Source organism: Pseudomonas sp. RIT-PI-AD (genome assembly GCF_025642785.1).
Lineage (GTDB): Bacteria > Pseudomonadota > Gammaproteobacteria > Pseudomonadales > Pseudomonadaceae > Pseudomonas_T.
The window spans coordinates 150,460-168,929 of sequence record NZ_JANZKU010000007.1 but is presented as its reverse complement, the minus strand read 5'-3'; the positions used below and the strand labels follow the sequence as shown (position 1 = coordinate 168,929).

General features: G+C 67.6%; 20 protein-coding genes. 15 read left to right on the top strand and 5 right to left on the bottom strand.

The window, feature by feature from the left end; all coding sequences use genetic code 11:
• Positions 1–34 precede the first annotated feature (34 nt).
• The 11 genes from OGL92_RS08970 to OGL92_RS08920 all read left to right on the top strand — a co-directional run bounded on the left by OGL92_RS08970 (position 35) and on the right by OGL92_RS08920 (position 10,529).
• Complete coding sequence (locus OGL92_RS08970; protein WP_263142888.1) at positions 35–1,060, top strand: NAD(P)H-dependent glycerol-3-phosphate dehydrogenase; 1,026 nt, start codon at positions 35–37, stop codon at positions 1,058–1,060.
• 43 nt (positions 1,061–1,103) lie between these two features.
• A complete protein-coding gene (locus OGL92_RS08965; protein ID WP_263142887.1) occupies positions 1,104–1,445 on the top strand; it encodes a DUF4389 domain-containing protein in 342 nt (113 codons plus the stop codon).
• On the top strand, positions 1,442–1,906 hold the full coding sequence (locus tag OGL92_RS08960) for a histidine phosphatase family protein (RefSeq protein WP_263142886.1): 465 nt from the start codon (positions 1,442–1,444) through the stop codon (positions 1,904–1,906). Before OGL92_RS08965 ends, OGL92_RS08960 begins: the two co-directional genes overlap by 4 nt.
• Before the next feature lie 243 nt (positions 1,907–2,149).
• On the top strand, positions 2,150–3,817 hold the full coding sequence (locus tag OGL92_RS08955; RefSeq protein ID WP_263142885.1) for an AMP-binding protein: 1,668 nt from the start codon (positions 2,150–2,152) through the stop codon (positions 3,815–3,817).
• 100 nt (positions 3,818–3,917) lie between these two features.
• Complete coding sequence (locus OGL92_RS08950; protein ID WP_263142884.1) at positions 3,918–4,364, top strand: hotdog fold thioesterase; 447 nt, start codon at positions 3,918–3,920, stop codon at positions 4,362–4,364.
• A 198-nt stretch (positions 4,365–4,562) separates the two neighbouring features.
• Complete coding sequence (locus OGL92_RS08945) at positions 4,563–5,369, top strand: alpha/beta hydrolase (RefSeq protein ID WP_263142882.1); 807 nt, start codon at positions 4,563–4,565, stop codon at positions 5,367–5,369.
• Positions 5,366–6,229: an alpha/beta hydrolase gene (locus OGL92_RS08940; protein WP_263142881.1), complete on the top strand. Its 864-nt coding sequence runs from the start codon at positions 5,366–5,368 to the stop codon at positions 6,227–6,229. Before OGL92_RS08945 ends, OGL92_RS08940 begins: the two co-directional genes overlap by 4 nt.
• 86 nt (positions 6,230–6,315) lie before the next feature.
• Positions 6,316–6,975, top strand: a complete 660-nt coding sequence (locus OGL92_RS08935; RefSeq protein ID WP_263142879.1) for a glutathione S-transferase N-terminal domain-containing protein — start codon at positions 6,316–6,318, stop codon at positions 6,973–6,975.
• Positions 6,976–6,983: 8 nt separating this feature from the next.
• Positions 6,984–7,793, top strand: coding sequence for a DUF4892 domain-containing protein (locus OGL92_RS08930; RefSeq protein ID WP_263142877.1), 810 nt, complete (start codon positions 6,984–6,986; stop codon positions 7,791–7,793).
• A 74-nt stretch (positions 7,794–7,867) separates the two neighbouring features.
• On the top strand, positions 7,868–8,926 hold the full coding sequence (locus OGL92_RS08925; RefSeq protein ID WP_263142874.1) for an AI-2E family transporter: 1,059 nt from the start codon (positions 7,868–7,870) through the stop codon (positions 8,924–8,926).
• Between the two features lie 67 nt (positions 8,927–8,993).
• Positions 8,994–10,529 carry a YdgA family protein gene (locus tag OGL92_RS08920; RefSeq protein WP_263142869.1) on the top strand — a complete coding sequence of 512 codons (1,536 nt, stop codon included), beginning with the start codon at positions 8,994–8,996 and terminating at the stop codon, positions 10,527–10,529.
• 125 nt (positions 10,530–10,654) lie between these two features.
• Here OGL92_RS08920 and xopAW read toward each other — a convergent pair whose 3' ends face one another.
• The 3 genes from xopAW to OGL92_RS08905 all read right to left on the bottom strand — a co-directional run bounded on the left by xopAW (position 10,655) and on the right by OGL92_RS08905 (position 13,348).
• A complete protein-coding gene (gene xopAW, locus OGL92_RS08915; RefSeq protein WP_263142868.1) occupies positions 10,655–11,488 on the bottom strand; it encodes a XopAW family type III secretion system calcium-binding effector in 834 nt (277 codons plus the stop codon).
• 115 nt (positions 11,489–11,603) lie between these two features.
• The gene (locus OGL92_RS08910) at positions 11,604–12,629 is read right to left on the bottom strand and encodes an ATP-binding protein (protein ID WP_263142864.1); all 1,026 of its coding nucleotides are present in this window, start codon (positions 12,627–12,629) and stop codon (positions 11,604–11,606) included.
• Complete coding sequence (locus tag OGL92_RS08905; RefSeq protein WP_263142999.1) at positions 12,629–13,348, bottom strand: response regulator; 720 nt, start codon at positions 13,346–13,348, stop codon at positions 12,629–12,631. Before OGL92_RS08905 ends, OGL92_RS08910 begins: the two co-directional genes overlap by 1 nt.
• Positions 13,349–13,648: 300 nt before the next feature.
• Here OGL92_RS08905 and glsB point away from each other — a divergent pair, with 300 nt between their 5' ends.
• Positions 13,649–14,557, top strand: coding sequence for a glutaminase B (gene glsB / locus OGL92_RS08900; RefSeq protein WP_263142998.1), 909 nt, complete (start codon positions 13,649–13,651; stop codon positions 14,555–14,557).
• A gap of 57 nt (positions 14,558–14,614) precedes the next feature.
• Here the strand turns inward: glsB and OGL92_RS08895 are convergent, their stop codons facing one another.
• Positions 14,615–15,628 (bottom strand): patatin-like phospholipase family protein, encoded by a 1,014-nt coding sequence (locus tag OGL92_RS08895; RefSeq protein ID WP_263142863.1) that lies wholly within the window; start codon positions 15,626–15,628, stop codon positions 14,615–14,617.
• A gap of 235 nt (positions 15,629–15,863) precedes the next feature.
• Between OGL92_RS08895 and OGL92_RS08890 the strand changes: the two genes are divergently transcribed.
• Both OGL92_RS08890 and OGL92_RS08885 read left to right on the top strand, forming a co-directional pair.
• Positions 15,864–16,142, top strand: a complete 279-nt coding sequence (locus OGL92_RS08890) for a hypothetical protein (protein ID WP_263142861.1) — start codon at positions 15,864–15,866, stop codon at positions 16,140–16,142.
• Positions 16,143–16,751 carry a flavin reductase family protein gene (locus OGL92_RS08885; protein ID WP_263142860.1) on the top strand — a complete coding sequence of 203 codons (609 nt, stop codon included), beginning with the start codon at positions 16,143–16,145 and terminating at the stop codon, positions 16,749–16,751.
• 7 nt (positions 16,752–16,758) lie between these two features.
• Here the strand turns inward: OGL92_RS08885 and OGL92_RS08880 are convergent, their stop codons facing one another.
• Positions 16,759–17,067, bottom strand: coding sequence for a hypothetical protein (locus OGL92_RS08880; RefSeq protein ID WP_263142859.1), 309 nt, complete (start codon positions 17,065–17,067; stop codon positions 16,759–16,761).
• Between the two features lie 480 nt (positions 17,068–17,547).
• On the opposite strand from OGL92_RS08880, the gene OGL92_RS08875 reads away from it, so the two are divergent.
• A complete protein-coding gene (locus OGL92_RS08875; RefSeq protein ID WP_263142857.1) occupies positions 17,548–18,465 on the top strand; it encodes an AAA family ATPase in 918 nt (305 codons plus the stop codon).
• Positions 18,466–18,470 lie beyond the last annotated feature (5 nt).

Genomic DNA, 18,470 nt, shown 5'->3' with positions numbered 1-18,470 from the left:
GGTTCGCCATTCGATGGCATGGGATGGATTCGTCATGACTGAGCAGCAACGACCCGTAGCGGTCCTCGGCGGCGGTAGCTTCGGTACCGCCATCGCCAACCTGCTGGCGGGCAACGGCCAGCGCGTATGGCAATGGATGCGCGACCCGGACCAGGCGGAGGCGATTCGCGCCAACCGGGAGAATCCGCGCTACCTGCGCGGCGTGAAGATTCATCCCGGCGTCGAGCCGCTCAACGATCTGCCGGCGGTGCTGGAGGCCTGCGAGCTGATTTTCGTGGCGCTGCCTTCGAGCGCGCTGCGCAAGGTCCTGGAGCCGGTGGCCGGGCATCTGCCCGGTAAGTTCCTGGTCAGCACCACCAAGGGTATCGAGGCGCAAAGCTTCAAGCTGATGAGCGAGATCCTCGGTGAAATCGCGCCCCAGGCGCACATCGGTGTGCTCTCGGGGCCGAACCTGGCCCGCGAGGTGGCCGAGCACGGGTTGACCGCCAGCGTGATCGCCAGCGAGGACGACAGGCTCTGCCAGCGCGTGCAGCAGACGCTCCATGGGCGCACCTTCCGGGTCTACGCCAGCCGCGACCGCTTCGGCGTCGAGCTCGGCGGGGCGTTGAAGAACGTCTACGCGATCATCGCCGGCATGGCCGCGGCCTTGGGCATGGGTGAAAACACCCGCAGCATGCTGATCACCCGGGCCCTGGCCGAGATGACCCGCTTCGCGGTGAAGCTGGGCGCCAACCCGATGACCTTCCTCGGCCTGGCCGGGGTCGGCGACCTGATCGCCACCTGCTCGTCGCCGAAGAGCCGCAACTACCAGGTCGGCTTCGCCCTCGGCGAGGGGCTCGGGCTGGACGAGGCGGTGGCGCGCCTGGGCGAGGTGGCGGAAGGGGTGAACACCCTCAAGGTGCTCAAGGTCCGCGCGGAGGAGTTTCAGGTCTACATGCCGCTGGTCGCGGGCCTGCATGCGATCCTTTTCGAGGGGCGTACCTTGACCCAGGTGATCGAGGTGCTGATGAGCGCCGAGCCCAAGACCGACGTCGACTTCATTTCCACCAGCGGATTCTGAGCCGCCGTCGCGGCCAGGTATCCCGATCGAACGAGGTATTCCCATGAGCGAACCGCGCGACGGCCAGCATTCCGAAACCCTCCTGCTGCGCATCCTGTGGATGGTGATTTTCGTCATTGTCTGGCAAGTGGCCGAACTGGTGCTCGTCGCCGTGGTCCTGCTGCAGTTGGGCCATCGCCTGATCTACGCCGCGCCCAACGCGGGGCTGCTCGGGTTCGGCGACAGCCTCAGCCAGTACCTGGCGCAGATCGGCCGCTTCGGCACCTTCAATACCGAGCGCAAACCCTGGCCGTTCGCCGACTGGCCCGCGCCGCGCCCGGTCGACGGCGATGCCGGCCAGCCGCCGCCCGCCGTTCCGGCGGCGGACGAGGCGCCCCGCCCATGACGGTCAAGCTCTGGCTGTTACGCCATGGGGAAGCCGAGGCGCAGGCGCGCAGCGACGCCGAGCGCCGCCTCACGCCCGCCGGCCGCGCGGCGGTGCTGCGCAGCGCGCGCCACCTGGAGGGCCGGCCGTTGCAGGCGATCTTCGCCAGCCCCTACGTGCGTGCCCAGCAGAGCGCGGCGCTGGTCCGCGAAGCCCTGGGCTTCCGCGATGCGGTGGTGACCCTGCCGTGGATCACCCCGGAGAGCGTGCCGCGCCAAGCGCTGGACCGGCTCGCCGAGTATCGTGCCGGGGAATGGTTGCTGGTCACCCATCAGCCCTTCGTCGGGTCTCTGCTGAGCTTGCTGTTGCACGGCCATGTGCAACAGCCGCTCCCCATGGGCACCGCCGACCTGGCCGAGCTGAGCGGCGAACTGCTGCTGGCTGGCGGCATGGATTTGCAGGCGCTGCATTCGCCTGACTGAGCCTGGTCCACCCTCCCTGTTCTGCCCGCCGTCCTTCCCCGACTCCGGGGATCGATCGGCCTGCGCAGCGCGCCTCCGTCAAAGGCGCCGTGCACGGCTGACTTGCCTCGATCCCCGCGCAGCGCCAGGCATCGGCAGCCTGCGGGCGGGCTACATTTCGTAACTTGCGCCTCCCTGGCCTGCGTGGAATATTCGCCCGAGCAGTTGCTCGGTCATCCCACAAAAATAACAAGGAGGACGCCTGTGAACCCATCACCCCGGTTGCCGTTGGACGTGTTCTACCAACGCGAAGCCCGCCATCCCCGCAAACGCTTTCTCGTCCAGCCTCTTGCCGATGGACGGGTGGAGGAGCTGAGCTGGGGCGAGGTCGGCGAACAGGCCCGGCGAGCCGCTTGCTGGCTGCGTGGACGCGAACTGCCCGCGGGCAGCCGGATCGCCCTGCTGTCGAAGAACTGCGCGCACTGGATCGTCGCCGACCTGGCGATCTGGATGGCCGGGCACGTCTCGGTCCCGCTCTACCCGAACCTCACCGCCGAGGCGATGCGCCAGGTGCTCGAGCATTCCGAGTCGGCGCTGGTGCTGATCGGCAAGCTCGACGACTGGCCGGCGATGGCGCCGGGCATGCCGGAGGGCCTACCCAGCGTGGCGCTGCCGCTGCACCCCGAGGGCCATTTCGATCACCACTGGGAGGCGTTGCAGGTCTGCGCGCCGATCCGCGACAACCCCAGCCCACCGGGCAATCGCCTCGCCACGCTGATCTATACCTCCGGCACCACCGGCATGCCCAAGGGAGTGATGCACGCCTTCGGTAACCTGGGTTTCGCCGCCGGGCACGCCACCGAACTCTTCGGAGTCGGCGAGGACGACCGCCTGTTATCGTACCTGCCGCTGTGCCACGTGGCCGAGCGCATGGTGGTGGAAATGGGCGCGCTGTACGCCGGCGAGACGATCTTCTTCGCCGACAGCCTGGATACCTTCCTGGAAGACTTGCGACGTGCTCGGCCGACGCTGATCTTCGGCGTCCCAAGGATCTGGAGCAAATTGCAGCAGGGGGTGTACGCCAAGGTCTCGGCGCGCCGGCTGGACCGGCTGTTGAGGCTGCCGATCATCGGCCGCCTGGTCGGCCGCAAGGTGCTCGCCGGCCTGGGCCTGGACCAATTGCGCTACGCCCTGTGCGGCGCCGCGCCGGTCCCCCAGGCGTTGTTGGAATGGTACCGGCGACTGGGGCTGGACGTGCTGGAGGTCTACGGCATGACCGAGAACTGCGGCTACTCCCACCTCTGCCTGCCGGGCCGGCAGAAGGCCGGCTGGATCGGCCAGAACTGTCCCGGCGTGGAGGTGCGCATCGCCGAGGACGGCGAGGTGCAGGTACGCAGCGGCACGGTGATGCAGGGCTACTACAAGGAGCCCTTGAAGACCGCCGAGGCCCTCACCGACGACGGCTTCCTGCGCACCGGCGACAAGGGCGAGCAGGACGCCGATGGCAACCTGAGGCTGACCGGGCGGATCAAGGAAATCTTCAAGACCAGCAAGGGCAAGTACGTCGCCCCCGCGCCCATCGAGAACCGCCTGGCCGCCCACACGCGGATCGAGCAGGTATGCGTGGTGGGCGATGGCATGCCGCAACCCCTGGCGCTTTGCGTGCTCTCCGAGGTCGGCCGGCGAGAGGCCGCCAACGCCGGGCGCGGCGCGCTGGAGAGCAGCCTCAAGGGCCTGCTCGACGAGGTCAATCGCGCCCTGGAAAAACACGAGCGGCTCCAGGGCCTGGTGCTGGTGCCGGACATCTGGGGCGTGGACAACGGTTTCCTCACGCCAACCCTGAAGATCAAACGCAACGTGGTGGAAACCGCCTATGGTGGCCGTTTCCAGGAATGGCAGGAACGTCGCGAGGCGGTGCTCTGGCATGAGTGAGCGCTGGCCGCTTGCCGCCCAGGCGCGGCATCATGTCCGGCTGGAGGGGACTGGCTGCCCCGACACCCTTCGGCAACCCGGTTTCTAGAGGAACGACCCCATGAGCCTGTGGCGACAAACCCCCGATCTCGATTCGCTCAACGCCTTGCAGAAAAACACCATCGGCGAGCGACTGGATATCCGTTTCGAGGCCTTCGACGAGCAGTCCCTCACCGCGAGCATGGCGGTGGACGCCCGTACCCACCAACCCTATGGGCTGTTGCACGGCGGCGCCTCGGTGGTTCTCGCGGAAAGCCTGGGCTCCAGTGCCAGCTACCTGTGCATCGACAGCAGTCGGTTCTATTGCGTCGGCCTGGAGGTCAACGCCAATCACCTGCGCGGCCTGCGCAGCGGGCGGGTGACGGCGGTGGCGCGGCCGGTACACGTCGGCCGTACCACCCATGTGTGGGACATCCGTCTGAGTGGCGACGATGGCAAGCTCAGTTGTATCTCGCGCCTGACCGTGGCGGTGGTGCCCCTCGGCGAGCAACCGCCGGCGCGGGACTGACCACAGCCTGCCGTCGCGAGGGCAGGCGGCGAGGTCCGCCGTGTGGCGGACCCTGATCGCCGTCCGCTCTCGCGACGCCGAACCGGCCTTCGACCATTGGATTTGGCCTTTGCGCCCTCATCAGTGGCAGTTACGGACGTTGCCTGGGCCCGGTGCCTGCTGGACAATCGCGGCAGCCTATCGAGCAGAAGTCCGATCATGTCCGAACCGATTTTCTTCGCCCACGCCAACGGGTTTCCCTCGGCCACCTACGGCAAGCTGTTCGCCGCCCTGGCGCCGGATTTCCACGTGCATCACCTGCCGCAGCATGGCCACGACCCGCGGTTTCCGGTGGACGACAACTGGGAGGGCCTGGTGGAGGAACTGCTGCTGCATCTGTCGGCGTTGGGCGAGCCGGTGTGGGGCGTGGGGCATTCCCTCGGCGGCGTGCTGCACTACCATGCCGCGTTGCGCCGGCCCGACCTCTACCGGGGCGTGGCGATGCTCGATTCCCCGGTGCTGACCTTCGCCGATCGCCTGGTGATCCGCGCCGCCAAACGCTTCGGCTTCATCGACCGCATCACCCCGGCGGGACGCACCCTGGGGCGTCGCGAGGTGTTCGCCGACCTCGACGAGGCGCGCCGCTACTTCGCCGGCAAGAGCCTGTTCCGCGCCTTCGACCCGGATTGCCTGGAGGCCTACGTGCGTCACGCCCTAGCGCCGCGAGCCGGGCAGCTTCGGCTGACCTTCGACCCGGAGACCGAAATCCGCATCTACCGCAGCGTGCCCCATCGCAGCCCCGGCCGACCGCGCCAGCTCAAGGTGCCGCTGGCGGTGGTGCGCGGCCATCACAGCCGGGTGGTATTGCCGCACCACGCACGGCCGGTGGCGCGCATTCCCCATGGCGAATACCTGACGCTGCCCGGTGGGCACATGTTCCCGCTCGAGCGGCCGCAGGAAACCGCCGAACTGCTCAAGGCGCTGTTCGGCCGCTGGCAAGGGCGTAACCAGGAGGCGACGGCATGAGCACCGTGGTCGAGGAAGTCCGCCTGAACCTGCCCCACATCGAACTGGCCGCGCGGCTCTATGGGCCCGAGCACGGCAAACCGGTGATCGCCCTGCACGGCTGGCTGGACAACGCCGCCAGCTTCGCCCGCCTGGCGCCGAAGCTGCAAGGCGTGCGCATCCTCGCCCTGGACTTCGCCGGCCATGGCTATTCCGCCCATCGCCCGGTGGGTTGCAGCTATTCCTTCTGGGACAACGTCCACGACGTGCTGGAAGTGGCGGCGTTCCTCGGCTGGGAGCGGTTCTCCCTGCTGGGGCATTCGATGGGCGCCATCGTCTCGGTGATGCTCGCCGCGGCGCTGCCCGAGCGGGTCGAACGCCTGGCTTTGATCGACGGCCTGATACCGCCCACCGGCGAGGCCGACCAGACGTCGCGCCGGCTCGGCGACGCATTGCGGGCGCAACTGGCCCTGCCCGGCAAGCGCAAGCCCATCTATGCGGAGCTGGAACACGCCGTGACCGCGCGGATGAAGTCCACCGGTGCGGTCAGTCGCGAGGCCGCCGAATTGCTCGCCCAGCGCGGGCTGATGGCGGTGGCCGGCGGGTATACCTGGCGCAGCGACCCGCGGCTGACCTTACCGTCGCCGCTGCGACTCACCCACGCCCATGCGCTGGCGCTGCTCGATGCCTTGCGCTGTCCGGCCCGGTTGGTGGTGGCGGAGCGGGGCATCCTGCTGGAGGAACCGCGGGTCGCCGGTTTGCTCGAGGGCTTGTCGATGGACATGCGCCGGGTGCCCGGCGGGCACCATCTGCACCTCGACGACGAGGCCGGCGCCGAAGCGGTGGCCGCCTGTTTCGAGGGCTTCTTCGAAGGCGCCTAGGCGGACAGGAAAAACCCTGTGGCAAAGGCGCCTTGACTTGCCTGGGGCAAGTGCGGAGGCTGGCGGCTCGGACAGGAGAGCCCCCGATGATCGACCTCTATACCGCCGCCACGCCCAATGGCCAGAAGATTTCCATCGCCCTCGAAGAGTTGGGATTGCCCTACGAGGTGCATGCGTTGTCGTTCGACAAGCAGGAGCAGAAGACCCCCGCCTTCCTGCGCATCAACCCCAACGGGCGCATCCCGGCCATCGTCGATCGCGAGGAAGACTTTGCAGTGTTCGAGTCCGGCGCCATCCTGCTGTACCTGGCGGAGAAGACCGGGCACCTGTTGCCGAGCGATCCCAAGGGCCGTTCCCGGGCGGTGCAGTGGCTGATGTTCCAGATGGGCGGGGTGGGCCCGATGCAAGGCCAGGCCAACGTGTTCTTTCGTTATTTCCCGGAAAAGCTCCCCGCCGCCATCGCCCGCTACCAGAACGAGACCCGGCGCCTCTACGAGGTTCTCGACGGGCGCCTGGCGGAAGCCGAATACCTCGCCGACAGCTACGGCATCGCCGACATCGCCACCTATCCCTGGGTACGGTTGCACGGCTGGGCCGGCGTCTCGTTGGAAGGCCTCGACCACCTGCAGCGCTGGATAGCGGCGATCGACGCGCGGCCGGCGGTGCAGCGTGGCCTGCAGATTCCCAAGCCGCTACAAGCGAGCGACGAGCTGGTTGCCAGCGCACAAACCATCCTGACGCGCTGAGGAGCACCATGCGTTCATACTTGCCGGCCCTGCTGGGGCTGCTGTCGCTCGCTTCGGTACAAGCGGCCGAGCCGCCGGGCAGCCACGACCCGGAGACGTTGCCGCGTTATCCCCAGGCGGAAATCGCCGTCTTCAAGGAAGGCGACGCGGTGGAGCGAATCTATCCGCTCGGGCCGATCCGCCGCATCAGCAACCAATTGCGCTACGAGCGGAAAGTCGATGTGCAGGGCCGGCAGACCGCCGTGACCTACCTGCTGCCGAGCGGGCATTCGGCCACCGAGGCCTTCGATTTCGCCCGCCAGGCGCTGCTCGCCCAGGGTGCGGAGCCGCTGTACTGGTGTCAGGGCCGCGACTGCGGATCGAGCAGCCTGTGGGCCAACACGGTCTTCGGCAATCCCATACTCTATGGTTCCGACGACGAACAGGCCTATCTGCTCCTGCGTCTGGCCAGCCCGCGCCAGGACAGCCTGCTGGCCCTCTACTCGATCACCCGGGGCAACCGCCGGGCCTACCTGCATGCCGAGCAACTGGATGCCAGCGCGCCCCTGGGCGACCTGCTGCCCAACGCCGCGACATTGCTGCGCGAGCTGCGCGCCAGCGGCACCCTGACCTTGCAGCAGGCCACGGGCGAGCCGGAGGCGCCCTGGCTGGAACTGCTCGCGCAAACCCTGCGCACCGACACTTCCCTGCGCGTGGCCATCGCCGGTCCGGCAGCCGAGCGCTGGCGCGAGGCATTGGTGGAGGCGGGTGTGCGCAGCGCCCGGCTGGAGCTGGACGAAACGCCCAGCGAGCGCCTTCGCTTGACCTGGTTGCGCTGATCGAGACCTGTGTCCCCCCTGGCGATGGCTAAGCCGCTAGCATAGCCCCGCCTTTCCGCCGCCCCGGAGCCATCATGTTCAATAACGACCGTCTGCTGGTGCAGATCCTGCTGCTTGGCCTTCTCGGCGCGTGCGTGTGGGTCCTGGCGCCGTTCTGGTCGGCGCTGTTCTGGGCCGCCGTGCTGGCGTTCGCCAGTTGGCCGCTGATGCGCCTACTGACCCGCGCGCTGGGCGGCCGGCACACCGCCGCGGCGGCGCTGCTCACCGCCGGCTGGACGCTGCTGGTGGCGCTGCCGCTGGTGTGGCTGGGGTTCAACCTGGCCGACCACATCCGCGACGCCACCGAGCTGGTGAAGAACATCCAGGTGGACGGCTTTCCGCAGCCGCCGGACTGGCTCGCCGGCGTTCCCCTGGTCGGGGGGCGGCTGGTGCAGCTGTGGCAGACCATCGACGAACAGGGCGCGGCGTTCTTCGCCAGCCTGAAGCCTTACATGGGGTTGATGGGCAACTGGCTGCTGGCGCGCAGCGCGCAGATCGGCGGCGGCATGTTGGAACTCGGCCTGAGCCTGGCCCTGGTGTTCTTCTTCTACCGCGACGGCCCGCGCATGGCCGAGCTGGTGCGCCGCGCCCTCGAACGCCTGATCGGCGAGCGCGCCGAACATTACCTGGCGCTGGTGGCCGGTACCGTGCAGCGCGTGGTCAACGGTGTCATAGGCACCGCCGCCGCCCAGGCCGCGCTGGCGCTCATCGGTTTCTGGATCGCCGGCATCCCCGGTGCCCTGGTTCTGGGCATCCTGACCTTCCTGCTCAGCCTGATCCCCATGGGACCGCCGCTGGTCTGGGTACCCGCCACCGCCTGGCTGTTCTGGCACGGCGAATACGGCTACGCGATCTTCCTCGGGATCTGGGGCACCTTCATCGTCAGTGGCGTGGATAACGTGCTCAAGCCCTACCTGATCAGCCGCGGCGGCAACCTGCCCCTGGTGGTGGTGCTGCTGGGCGTGTTCGGCGGGATCCTCGCGTTCGGCTTCATGGGGCTGTTTCTCGGCCCGACGCTGTTGGCCGTCGCCTACAGCCTGATCACCGACTGGCTGGCCGGAGAGCCGCGCCAATCGCTGCCGCCCACCGCGTGAGCGGCCCAACGCCGGCGCGTCCGCGCGGGCGTCCATCACCTCCAATGGAAACGTTCAGAGTCCTTTCATGAATAAATCAGCAGGAATCGCTGTAGGGATCATCGTAGTCGCCGGCGCGGCCATCACCGCCGCAGCCTGGTACACCGGCAGCCGCCTGGAAGGGGTGCTGCAGACCTCGCTCGTCCAGGCGAACCAGGCGCTGCAAGGTGTCATGCCGGGCGCCGGCCTCCAGCTGACCTCGCTGGAGACCGGCGTTTTCGGCAGCACCGCGCACTATCGCTTCACCTACAAGGGCGAGTTGAAGGGCGAAATGCGCGACGTCGAGCTCCTGCTCGTCGATGAGATCGACCACGGTCCCTTCCCGCTGTCGCGGCTGAAAGCCCTCAAGCTGATGCCGGTGATGGCCGCCAGCAACTATCGCCTGGAGCGCAATCCCCTGGTGGACAAGTGGTTCGAGGCCACCGGTGGAGCGTCGCCGCTGGTCGGGCAGGCGAGCATCGGCTACGACGAATCCGTGGAAGGCACAGGCAAGCTGCTGCCCTTCGACAGCGATCTCGATGCGCAGACCCACCTGACGCTTTCCGGCCTCGAGGTGACCCATTCCAACACCCGCGAGGCCCAGCGGATGAAGTTCGACGCCCGCATGGACAGCCTGCGTATGACGGCCCAGGAGTCGACCACCGGCCCGGTGGACCTCGCGATCAGCGGCTTGCAGCTGAGCAGCGACTACAGCAAGGGCCTCCAGGATCTCTACCTGGGTGCCAGCGAGGTGCGGATCAAGCAGGCGCAGATCGCCGCCCAGGGCAAGCCGCCGATCACCTTCCGCGATTTCGTCGAGAACGACAGCTTGCAGCAGGAAGGCGACAAGGTCGCCGCGCGGATGGGCTACGACATCGGCATGCTCGGCTACGACGGCAAGGACGTCGGCGCCCTGCAGATGATCTGGAGCCTGAAGAACCTGGACGGCGCGGCGCTGAAGTCCCTCGGCGAACTCTATACGGCGTACGCGGCGCAGACTCAGGTGAAGGGGCAAGAAAACGCCGAGCTCAGCGCCGAGCAAAAGGTCCGCCTGCAAGCGGACCTCAAGCGTCTGCTGGCCGCCAAGCCGAGCGTCGCCCTGGAGACGCTGTCGCTGAAAACCCCCCACGGGGAAAGCCGCTTCAACCTGTCGCTGAACCTGGCGCAGCCCGATTCCTTCGAGCAGCCCGCCGACCGCTTGGCCAAGCAGATCATCGAGAAGCTGGATGCGCGGTTGTCGGTGGCCAAGGGAAGCATCGGCGACCTGGCCGCCTTGCAGAGCGACAGCAGCGACCCGCAGGCCATCGCCCAGGAGGCTGCGGCGGCGACCGAGATGGCCAGCGGCATGGCGTTGGCCACCGGCATGGCGACCCTGCAAGGCGAAGACTTGGTGTCCAGCCTCGCCTACGCCGACGGCCAGGTGGATTTCAATGGCAATCGCTCCAGCCTGCAGGCTTTCCTCGACACCTTCCTGGGCATGGCCGGCGCGCCGGCCGGCGTCCTCCCGCAGGGCGCCGATGAAGACAGCGGCGAAGAACCCGACGAGCCGCCCTACGAAGACGAAGCGGCGCCGGAAGCCGAGTGACGGCTAAGCCGCGAACACCCGGCCGGACCTGAAGCGTCCGCTGGCGAAGCCTGGGGTAGGCGAAGGTCGGGACCCTTCCGTCGCGACCTTCGGGGCGGCACTCGTTTCACCATCTCCCGCCCACGTCAGGCCGACAGGTTCAACTGGCTACCCAGGCTGACCGCGCTATCGACGTCGCTCTGGTAGTGCTTGACCAGATTGGCCAGCAGCTTGGCGTAGGCCGAGCCTTCCTGGGAGGCGCTGCCGCTCTCATCCGTGCCGGCCGACGCGCCGCTGCCACTACCGCTGCCGCCGAACAGGCTGCCCAGCTCGTCCTGGCTGACGCTGCCACTGCCGTCGCTGTCCAGGGCGCTGAACAACTTGGACAAGCCGTCACTGTCCAGGCCGTTCGCGCTGGCATCCCGGGCGGGCGGCGGGGGAGGCGGTGCGTTCAACGCAGCGCTTTCGGTCTGACTCAGGCTGCCGTCGCTGTCGGTGTCGAGGGCGGCGAACAGCGAGGCGGCGTCGTTGTCGTCGCTGGCCACGCCCAGCGCGCTGCTCAACTCGTCCTGGCCGATGCCGCCGCTGCCGTCGGCGTCCAGGGCGGCAAACAGGTCCTGGTCGGCCTGCCCGCCATCGCGCGGCGGGGGTGGAGGCGGCGCCAGGGCGGCGGTCTCCGAGGTGTCGAGGCTGCCGTCCTGGTTCGCATCGAGCTGGCTGAACAGATCGTCGATATCGACGCTCAGGCTGCTGTCGCTCTTTTGAGCCGCGTCGATGGCGCTGCTCAATTCATCCTTGGCGACCGTGCCGTCGCTGTTGCTGTCCAGCAGGGCGAACAGCTTTTCCTGGATTTTTCCTCCTCCCGAACCGGACGCGCTGGTATTGCCGGTATTCGCGGCAGAGCGCGCCGTGGACGAGAGATTCGCGAGGGTCGAGCGATAGGCGCCGTACCCCGAACTGCCGCTGATACCACCGATCATGGCATTCGCTCCTCTAGACGTTGGCGAAACCGGAGAGGGTCCTCCGGTATTGCCAGGCTGCCCCCGGCGCATGTCGGCGATATGTGCAGTCTGTATCCGCTTTCATACAGGCGCCTCAGGAGCGGGGGAGGCACAGCACGGCGGTGAGGCCGCCGCAGGGGGTGTCCTCCAGGCGGATGTCGCCGCCCAGGCGCCGCGCGGCTTCGCGGGTGATGGTCAGGCCCAGGCCGACGCCCCCGGAGTTGCGATTGCGCGAGCCTTCCAGGCGGAAGAACGCCTCGAACACCGCCTCGCGCTGTGCCGCCGGGATGCCGGGGCCGTGGTCGATGACCCGCACGTCGATCCCGGCGTCGCGCTCGGCCAACTGGATGCGTACGCCGTCGCCGCCATAGCGCAAGGCATTGTCCAGCAGGTTGTTCAAACAGGAGCGCAGGGCCATGGGTTGCGCCCGCAGGGGCGCGCAGCGGCCTTCGACCTGGACGTCGAGGCCGCGCTCCTGGGCGTCCTCGGCCATCGATTCCACCAGCGCCTGCAGGTCGAACCACTGCGGCGCTTCGCTGGCGCGCTGTTCGTGCAGGTAGCTCAGGGTGGCGTCGAGCATCCCGACCATTTCATCCAGGTCCCGCGCCATGCGCTCGCGCAGCGGATCGTCGGCCACCTGTTCCACGCGCAGCTTGAGCCGCGCCAGCGGGGTACGCAGGTCGTGGGAGACGGCGGCGAGCATGCGCCCGCGTTGCTGCATCTGTTCGCGGATTCGCGTCTGCATGAGGTTGAAGGCGCGGGCCGCCTGGCGCGACTCCATCGGCCCGTCCTCCGCCAGCGCCGGGCTGTCGAGGTTCTCGCTGAGGCGTTCGGCCGCCTCGGACAGGCGTCGGATCGGCCGGCTCAGCAGGCGCGCGCCGTACCAGGCGGCAATCACCAGGGTGATCGACTGCAGCAGCAGCGGCAGCAGCGGGCCGCCCAATGGCGGCGGCGGGGGAGGCGGGCGTTGCGTCCATTCGCCCCGGAAAGCGGGCGGTGGTGGCGGGAAATGCGGCTTGGCATACAGGCTGAACCAGGCGAACGCCAGCAGGTGCGCCAGGACGATGGCCAGCAGCGAAAGGCCGAACAGGCGTGCGAACAGCGTATCGGCGGAACGCATCAGCCGATCTCGCGGGCGTCGAACAGGTAGCCTTCGCCGCGCACGGTCTTGATCAACCGCGGCGAGCGCGGATCGTCGCCGAGCTTCTGGCGCAGCCGCGACACCAGCAGGTCGATGCTGCGGTCGAAGGCCTCGATCGAGCGGCCGCGCGCCGCGTCCAGCAGTTGTTCGCGGCTCAATACGCGCCGCGGGCATTCGAGGAAGGTCCAGAGCAGGCGGAATTCGGCGTTCGACAGCGGCACCAGCAGGCCCTCCGGGGACTGCAACTGGCGCAGGACGCCGTCCAGTTGCCAGGCGTCGAAGCGGATGTGCTTGCCGTTTTCGCTGCGCGGTCCGTCGTCGCGGACGCGGCGCAGGATGGTCTGGATGCGCGCCACCAGTTCGCGAGGCTCGAACGGCTTGGCCATGTAGTCGTCGGCACCCAGTTCCAGGCCGATGATGCGGTCGGTGGGTTCGCAGCGGGCGGTGAGCATGAGGATCGGAATGCCGGATTTGCCGCGGATTTCCCGGCACAGCGCCAGGCCGTCCTCGCCTGGCAGCATCAGGTCGAGGATCACCACGTCGAAGCGGCTCTGGGCCATCGCGCGGCGCATGCCCTGGCCGTCGCCGACCGCCTCGCTGTCGATACTGAAGCGGCTCAGGTAGCCGCCGAGCAGTTCGCGCAGCTCGACGTTGTCGTCGACGATCAGCGCGCGGGTGGTTCTCGGGTTTTCCACAATGCCGAACTCCGAAGGACGCCCGCCCGAGGCGGGGCGGCTGGATGAGAAGCGGTTTCCTCGGCCCAGGAACCGGGTCGCGCGACTTCATGCTGTTGCGTCCAGGTATCCTCAAGGTGTCGTCTTTGTAACCTAGCGGATACAAGATCGCGCGCCTGGAGTTTTCGCCGGACGGCGAAACCCGCGCGTTTTCGCCCGGTCCAACTCCGCCGTCGCTAGCGGGCGGCCGTGATGCGCGGATCGCGGCGGGCGTCTAGCGATGACGCGCGGGTCGGCCGCGCCGAGTCAGGATGAATGAGCAGCATGCAGCAACTGTTGAACGAAATCCTCAGCGAGGTCCGCCCGCTGATCGGGCAAGGCAAGGTCGCCGACTACATTCCGGCGTTGGGGCGGGTGGAGGCGAGCCAACTGGGCATCGCTGTGTACAGCAACGACGGCGAGCTCTACAGCGCGGGCGACGGGCTGGTGCCCTTTTCCATCCAGAGCATTTCCAAGGTGTTCAGCTTGGTCCAGGCGATCCAGCATTCCGGCGAGGACATTTGGCGGCGCCTGGGCCACGAGCCTTCCGGGCAGCCCTTCAATTCCCTGGTGCAGTTGGAGTTCGAGCGCGGCATTCCGCGCAATCCCTTCATCAATGCCGGCGCCCTGGTGATCTGCGACATCAACCAATCGCGCTTCGCCGCGCCGGCGCAGTCCATGCGCGACTTCGTCCGGCGCCTGAGCGGCAACAGCCATGTGGTTTCGGACGAAGGCGTGGCGCGCTCGGAGTACCAGTTCCGCGCGCGCAACGCAGCGATGGCTTACCTGATGCAGGCCTTCGGCAATTTCAACAACGACGTCGAGGCCGTGCTGCGCAGCTATTTCCACCATTGCGCGTTGCGCATGAGCTGCGCGGACCTGGCGCGCGCCTTTTGCTTCCTGGCCAACCAAGGCTACTGCATGCACAGCGGCGAACAGGTGCTCAGCCCCCGCCAGGTCAAGCAGGTCAATGCGATCATGGCCACCAGCGGCCTGTACGACGAGGCCGGCAACTTCGCCTACCGGGTGGGGCTGCCGGGCAAGAGCGGGGTCGGGGGCGGCATCGTCGCCGTGGTGCCGGGGCGCTTCACCGTCTGCGTGTGGTCGCCGGAATTGAATCCATCCGGTAATTCGCTGGCCGGGCTTGCGGCCCTGGAGAAGCTGTCCAGCCGGATCGGCTGGTCGATCTTCTGAGCTTCATCGGTCTGGCAACGCCGGGCCGGCTCGCCCAGGCAGGCGTGTCCCGGCCGGTCAGTGATTGAGTTCGTAGGCGTCCAGGGTGTCGCGGGCGACCTGACGGCCTAGCTGGATCAGCTCGGGCGCCTTGTAGAACTCGAAGAAGCGGCAGACCCGTTTCGGCACGTTGATCAGGATGTCCGGGGGATAACCGGCGATCTTGTATTGCGCCAGGGACGTCTGCATCACCTCGAAACTCTGGTTGATCAGCTCCAGCAGCGAGGCCGGCCCGATGATGTCGGCGACCCGCGACCCGCTGGCGGATTTGGGAGCGCCTTCCCGTTGCGGGGCAGCGGCCGGTTGCTGGGCCAGGGGCGAGGCGGGTTCGTCCAGCCAGGGATTCGGCGCGACGACCCCGGCTCCGTCCAGCTCCTGTTCCCGGCGCAGGAAGGGCAGACGCGAGCCCAGCGAGCCGACCAGCAGGTCGATGCGGCTCTTGATCGCCGGCGGGCGCTCCAGCACCGGCAGGCGGTAGTGCTTCGGGTTGGTGGCGTTGAGGTTGACCGCGACGATCAGGTCGCAATGGCTGGACACCACCGGCACGATGGGCAGGGGATTCAGCAGGCCGCCGTCCACCAGCATGCGCGAGCCCTGGATCACCGGGGTGAACAGGCTGGGGATCGCCGCTGAGGCGCGCATGGCTTGGTGCAGGCAGCCTTCCTGGAACCAGATTTCCTGCTGGTTGGTGAGGTCGGTGGCGACCGCGGTATAGGGGATGCGCAGGTCCTCGATATCGATTTCGCCGACGATGTCGCGGATGCGCCCGAAGACTTTTTCGCCGCGTATCGCCCCCAGGCGGAAACTGACGTCGATCAGGCGCAGCACGTCGAGGTAATCCAGGCTTTCGGTCCACTCGCGGTATTCGCGCAATTTGCCGGCGGCGTAGATGCCGCCCACCACCGCGCCCATGGAGCAGCCGGCGATGCAGTCGATGCGGTAGCCGCGAGCCTCCAGTTCTTCGATCACGCCGATGTGCGCGTAGCCGCGCGCGCCGCCCGAGCCCAGTACCAGCGCCACTCGCTTGCCCATCTTCGCCCCCCTTGGTAAAGCGCTCGACCATACGCGCCCGCGCGTGGCCCGCCAAGGGTGGGGCCGGCCGACCTTGGTCGCGGGCGGATTCCCTGCGCGGGGTTTTCGCCCGCGCGGAACGTATCGGGCAGGCTCCAGTCAGAGACAGGCTGGCTCCCGGCCAGGCTTCCAGGCTGTACTGACCGTCATCGGACAGCGGCCGTTTTCCGTTTTCCGATACCGAAGGAGTGTCTCGATGAAATCCTGGATCGCGTTGTCGCTGGTCGCCCTGGTGCTGGGCGGCTGTTCGGCGAGAACGGCTTACCGCGACAGTTGTGCCAGCCAATTGGACAGCGCCTGGCAAGAACTGGACCTGGCCAAGGCCGAGGGCTTCGCCGGCACCATCAGCTATTCCAAGGCGCTGTCCCTGCTCACCGGGGCCAAGACCCAGCAGCAGTTCGAGCGCTTCGAAGGCTGCACCCAGAAGGCCGAGAAGGCGCGCTTCTATATCCGCGAATCCAGGGCGGGCCGCTGAATGCGTCTCGACTTCGCCTCCCTCTCGCCCCTGGACGCCTATCGCTGGCTGGCGTCCACCGTCACGCCCAGGCCGATCGCCTGGGTTTCCAGCCGTTCGGCGGCGGGCATCGACAACCTGGCGCCTTTCAGCTTCTTCCAGGTGATCAGCGACGAACCGCCGACCCTGATGGTCAACGTCGGCAACCGCGACGACGGTTCGCTGAAGGACACCCTGCTGAATGTGCGCGAGACCGGCGAGCTGGTAATCCAGTTGGTCGCGGCGGCTCAGGTCGAGGCGATGAATGCCAGCGCCGCTCTGCTGCCGTACGAAGTGAGCGAGTTCGAGCGTTGCGGCATCGCCACCCGCGCGGCGGAGCGGGTCGCGGCGCTAAGGGTCGAGGGAGCCGCGGTGGCCTTCGAGTGCCGGCTCGCCGAGATCCAGCCCTATCCGCGGCATGCGCCGAACTGCCACCTGATCTTCGCCGAAGTGCTGCTCGCCCATGTGGACGACGCGGTGCTGGATGCCAAGGGCCGGATCGACCCGCGCAAGCTGGATCTGGTCGGGCGCCTGGGCGGCAAGGCCTATACCTTCACCCGCGACACCTTCGAACTCGAACGGCCGGCGTGAGCCCGGCTCACCAGTAGAGGGTCACCTGGATCGGCGCGCCAGCCGTGCCGCCTTTTATGGGGTCGAGGTGGCGCTGAGCGCCGGATCGATCGATGTGCCTGCCGTCAGCGTCGTAGCGCACCCGGTAACTGCCGCGATCGGCACACGGGGGACTTCGCAGGGCGAGCCTGTCGGAGGTGGCGACGGCAGACACCTGACAGGCCTCGAGGATGGTCATGCGGATGTCCAGGTCGCCCTGGTTCTGGCCGGCCTGGCACACAGGCGCGAGGCACAGCGAGAGGGCGGCGATGATCGTCGTGAAGCGCATGGTACGCATGGTCTACTGCTCGAATTGACACTGCGGCGTCCATCCCTGTCAGGAGGGTATGGGCGGTTTTGCGCTCCCTTGCCGGTCTCCTTGACATGAAAGGCGGCACTCCCGTGCATCTGGTGCGCCTGATCGCTCCTAGCCTTGGTGCGAGAGTGAGTCTATCCATCTTCATCGGCTAATTGCCATCGTCTATACAGGTCATCGACCTTTTTTTCCCGTAACGATGTCGCCGATTGGCTTGGCCACAAGTAAGCAAACGGCTTTTTTGTAAGTGATCGACTTCAGACGGGGCGAGACTATCGCTGTACAGGCCCGAACCGCATGGCTTGCGGAAGCTGCACGAGCCGAAAAAGGCGAAACGTCCGGACTTGGCGGTTTCCAAACGAAGAGCGGCCGCGAACCCGTTTCGTGAGCAAAGGTTACATCCGGCTTTGCCCGCGGGCGGCCGGACAGTAGCATCGACAGTCTTTAACGAAGGAGCGAACGATGCGAACCAAGCTGGATGCCTGTCTGGACGCGGTGAATCGGGTGCTGCTGGGCAAGGAGCCCCAGGTCAGGCTGGCACTGGCCTGCCTGTTGGCGCGCGGCCACTTGTTGATCGAGGACCTGCCCGGCATGGGCAAGACCACCTTGAGTCACGCGCTGGCGAAGATCCTCGGCCTGAGTTTCCAGCGCATCCAGTTCACGTCGGACCTGCTGCCGGGGGACATCCTCGGCACCTCGGTGTTCGATAAGGACAGCGGCCAGTTCATCTTCCATCCGGGGCCGGTCTTCGCCGAGCTGGTGTTGGCCGACGAGATCAACCGCGCCACGCCGAAGAGCCAGAGCGCCTTGCTCGAAGCCATGGAGGAAGGCCAGGTGACCATCGAGGGCGCGACCCGGCCGCTGCCGGAGCCCTTCTTCGTGATCGCCACGCAGAACCCCGTCACCCAGGGTGGCACCTTCGCCTTGCCGGAATCGCAGTTGGATCGGTTCCTGATGCGCCTGTCCCTCGGTTACCCGGCCAAGGCCGCGGAGAAAGCCCTGCTGCTCGGCGAGGCCCGACGCGAACTGCTGCCGCGCCTGGAGCCGCTGCTCGATCATGCCGAGCTGGCGGCGCTGCAAGCCGAGGTGAGCCGCGTGCGCGCCAGCGACGCGCTGGTGGATTACGTGCTGCGCCTGGTGGAAGCCACCCGCAGCCAGGCGCAGTTCGCCTGGGGCCTCTCGCCGCGGGCGAGCCTGGCGCTGCTGGCGGCCGCGCGGGCCTGGGCGTTCCTCGGCGAGCGCGACTACGTGATCCCCGAGGACGTCCAGGCGGTACTCGGTGCGGTGGTGGGCCATCGCCTCCGTGAGCGAGCCGACGCCAGCGGGCACGGCGGGGGCGGCCTGGTGCAGTGGCTGCTGCGCGAAGTGCCGGTGCTGTGAGCCGG

Excerpts from the sequence above, each read along its gene's own strand:
- OGL92_RS08910 (WP_263142864.1), bottom strand. The coding sequence starts at position 12,629 with ATGCGTTCCGCCGATACGCTGTTCGCACGCCTGTTCGGCCTTTCGCTG.
- glsB (WP_263142998.1), top strand. The coding sequence starts at position 13,649 with ATGCAGCAACTGTTGAACGAAATCCTCAGCGAGGTCCGCCCGCTGATC.
- OGL92_RS08885 (WP_263142860.1), top strand. The coding sequence starts at position 16,143 with ATGCGTCTCGACTTCGCCTCCCTCTCGCCCCTGGACGCCTATCGCTGG.
- OGL92_RS08970 (WP_263142888.1), top strand. The coding sequence starts at position 35 with ATGACTGAGCAGCAACGACCCGTAGCGGTCCTCGGCGGCGGTAGCTTC.
- OGL92_RS08890 (WP_263142861.1), top strand. The coding sequence starts at position 15,864 with ATGAAATCCTGGATCGCGTTGTCGCTGGTCGCCCTGGTGCTGGGCGGC.
- OGL92_RS08960 (WP_263142886.1), top strand. The coding sequence starts at position 1,442 with ATGACGGTCAAGCTCTGGCTGTTACGCCATGGGGAAGCCGAGGCGCAG.
- OGL92_RS08875 (WP_263142857.1), top strand. The coding sequence starts at position 17,548 with ATGCGAACCAAGCTGGATGCCTGTCTGGACGCGGTGAATCGGGTGCTG.
- OGL92_RS08940 (WP_263142881.1), top strand. The coding sequence starts at position 5,366 with ATGAGCACCGTGGTCGAGGAAGTCCGCCTGAACCTGCCCCACATCGAA.
- OGL92_RS08930 (WP_263142877.1), top strand. The coding sequence starts at position 6,984 with ATGCGTTCATACTTGCCGGCCCTGCTGGGGCTGCTGTCGCTCGCTTCG.
- OGL92_RS08945 (WP_263142882.1), top strand. The coding sequence starts at position 4,563 with ATGTCCGAACCGATTTTCTTCGCCCACGCCAACGGGTTTCCCTCGGCC.
- OGL92_RS08950 (WP_263142884.1), top strand. The coding sequence starts at position 3,918 with ATGAGCCTGTGGCGACAAACCCCCGATCTCGATTCGCTCAACGCCTTG.
- OGL92_RS08935 (WP_263142879.1), top strand. The coding sequence starts at position 6,316 with ATGATCGACCTCTATACCGCCGCCACGCCCAATGGCCAGAAGATTTCC.
- OGL92_RS08895 (WP_263142863.1), bottom strand. The coding sequence starts at position 15,628 with ATGGGCAAGCGAGTGGCGCTGGTACTGGGCTCGGGCGGCGCGCGCGGC.
- OGL92_RS08925 (WP_263142874.1), top strand. The coding sequence starts at position 7,868 with ATGTTCAATAACGACCGTCTGCTGGTGCAGATCCTGCTGCTTGGCCTT.
- OGL92_RS08920 (WP_263142869.1), top strand. The coding sequence starts at position 8,994 with ATGAATAAATCAGCAGGAATCGCTGTAGGGATCATCGTAGTCGCCGGC.
- OGL92_RS08880 (WP_263142859.1), bottom strand. The coding sequence starts at position 17,067 with ATGCGTACCATGCGCTTCACGACGATCATCGCCGCCCTCTCGCTGTGC.
- OGL92_RS08965 (WP_263142887.1), top strand. The coding sequence starts at position 1,104 with ATGAGCGAACCGCGCGACGGCCAGCATTCCGAAACCCTCCTGCTGCGC.
- xopAW (WP_263142868.1), bottom strand. The coding sequence starts at position 11,488 with ATGATCGGTGGTATCAGCGGCAGTTCGGGGTACGGCGCCTATCGCTCG.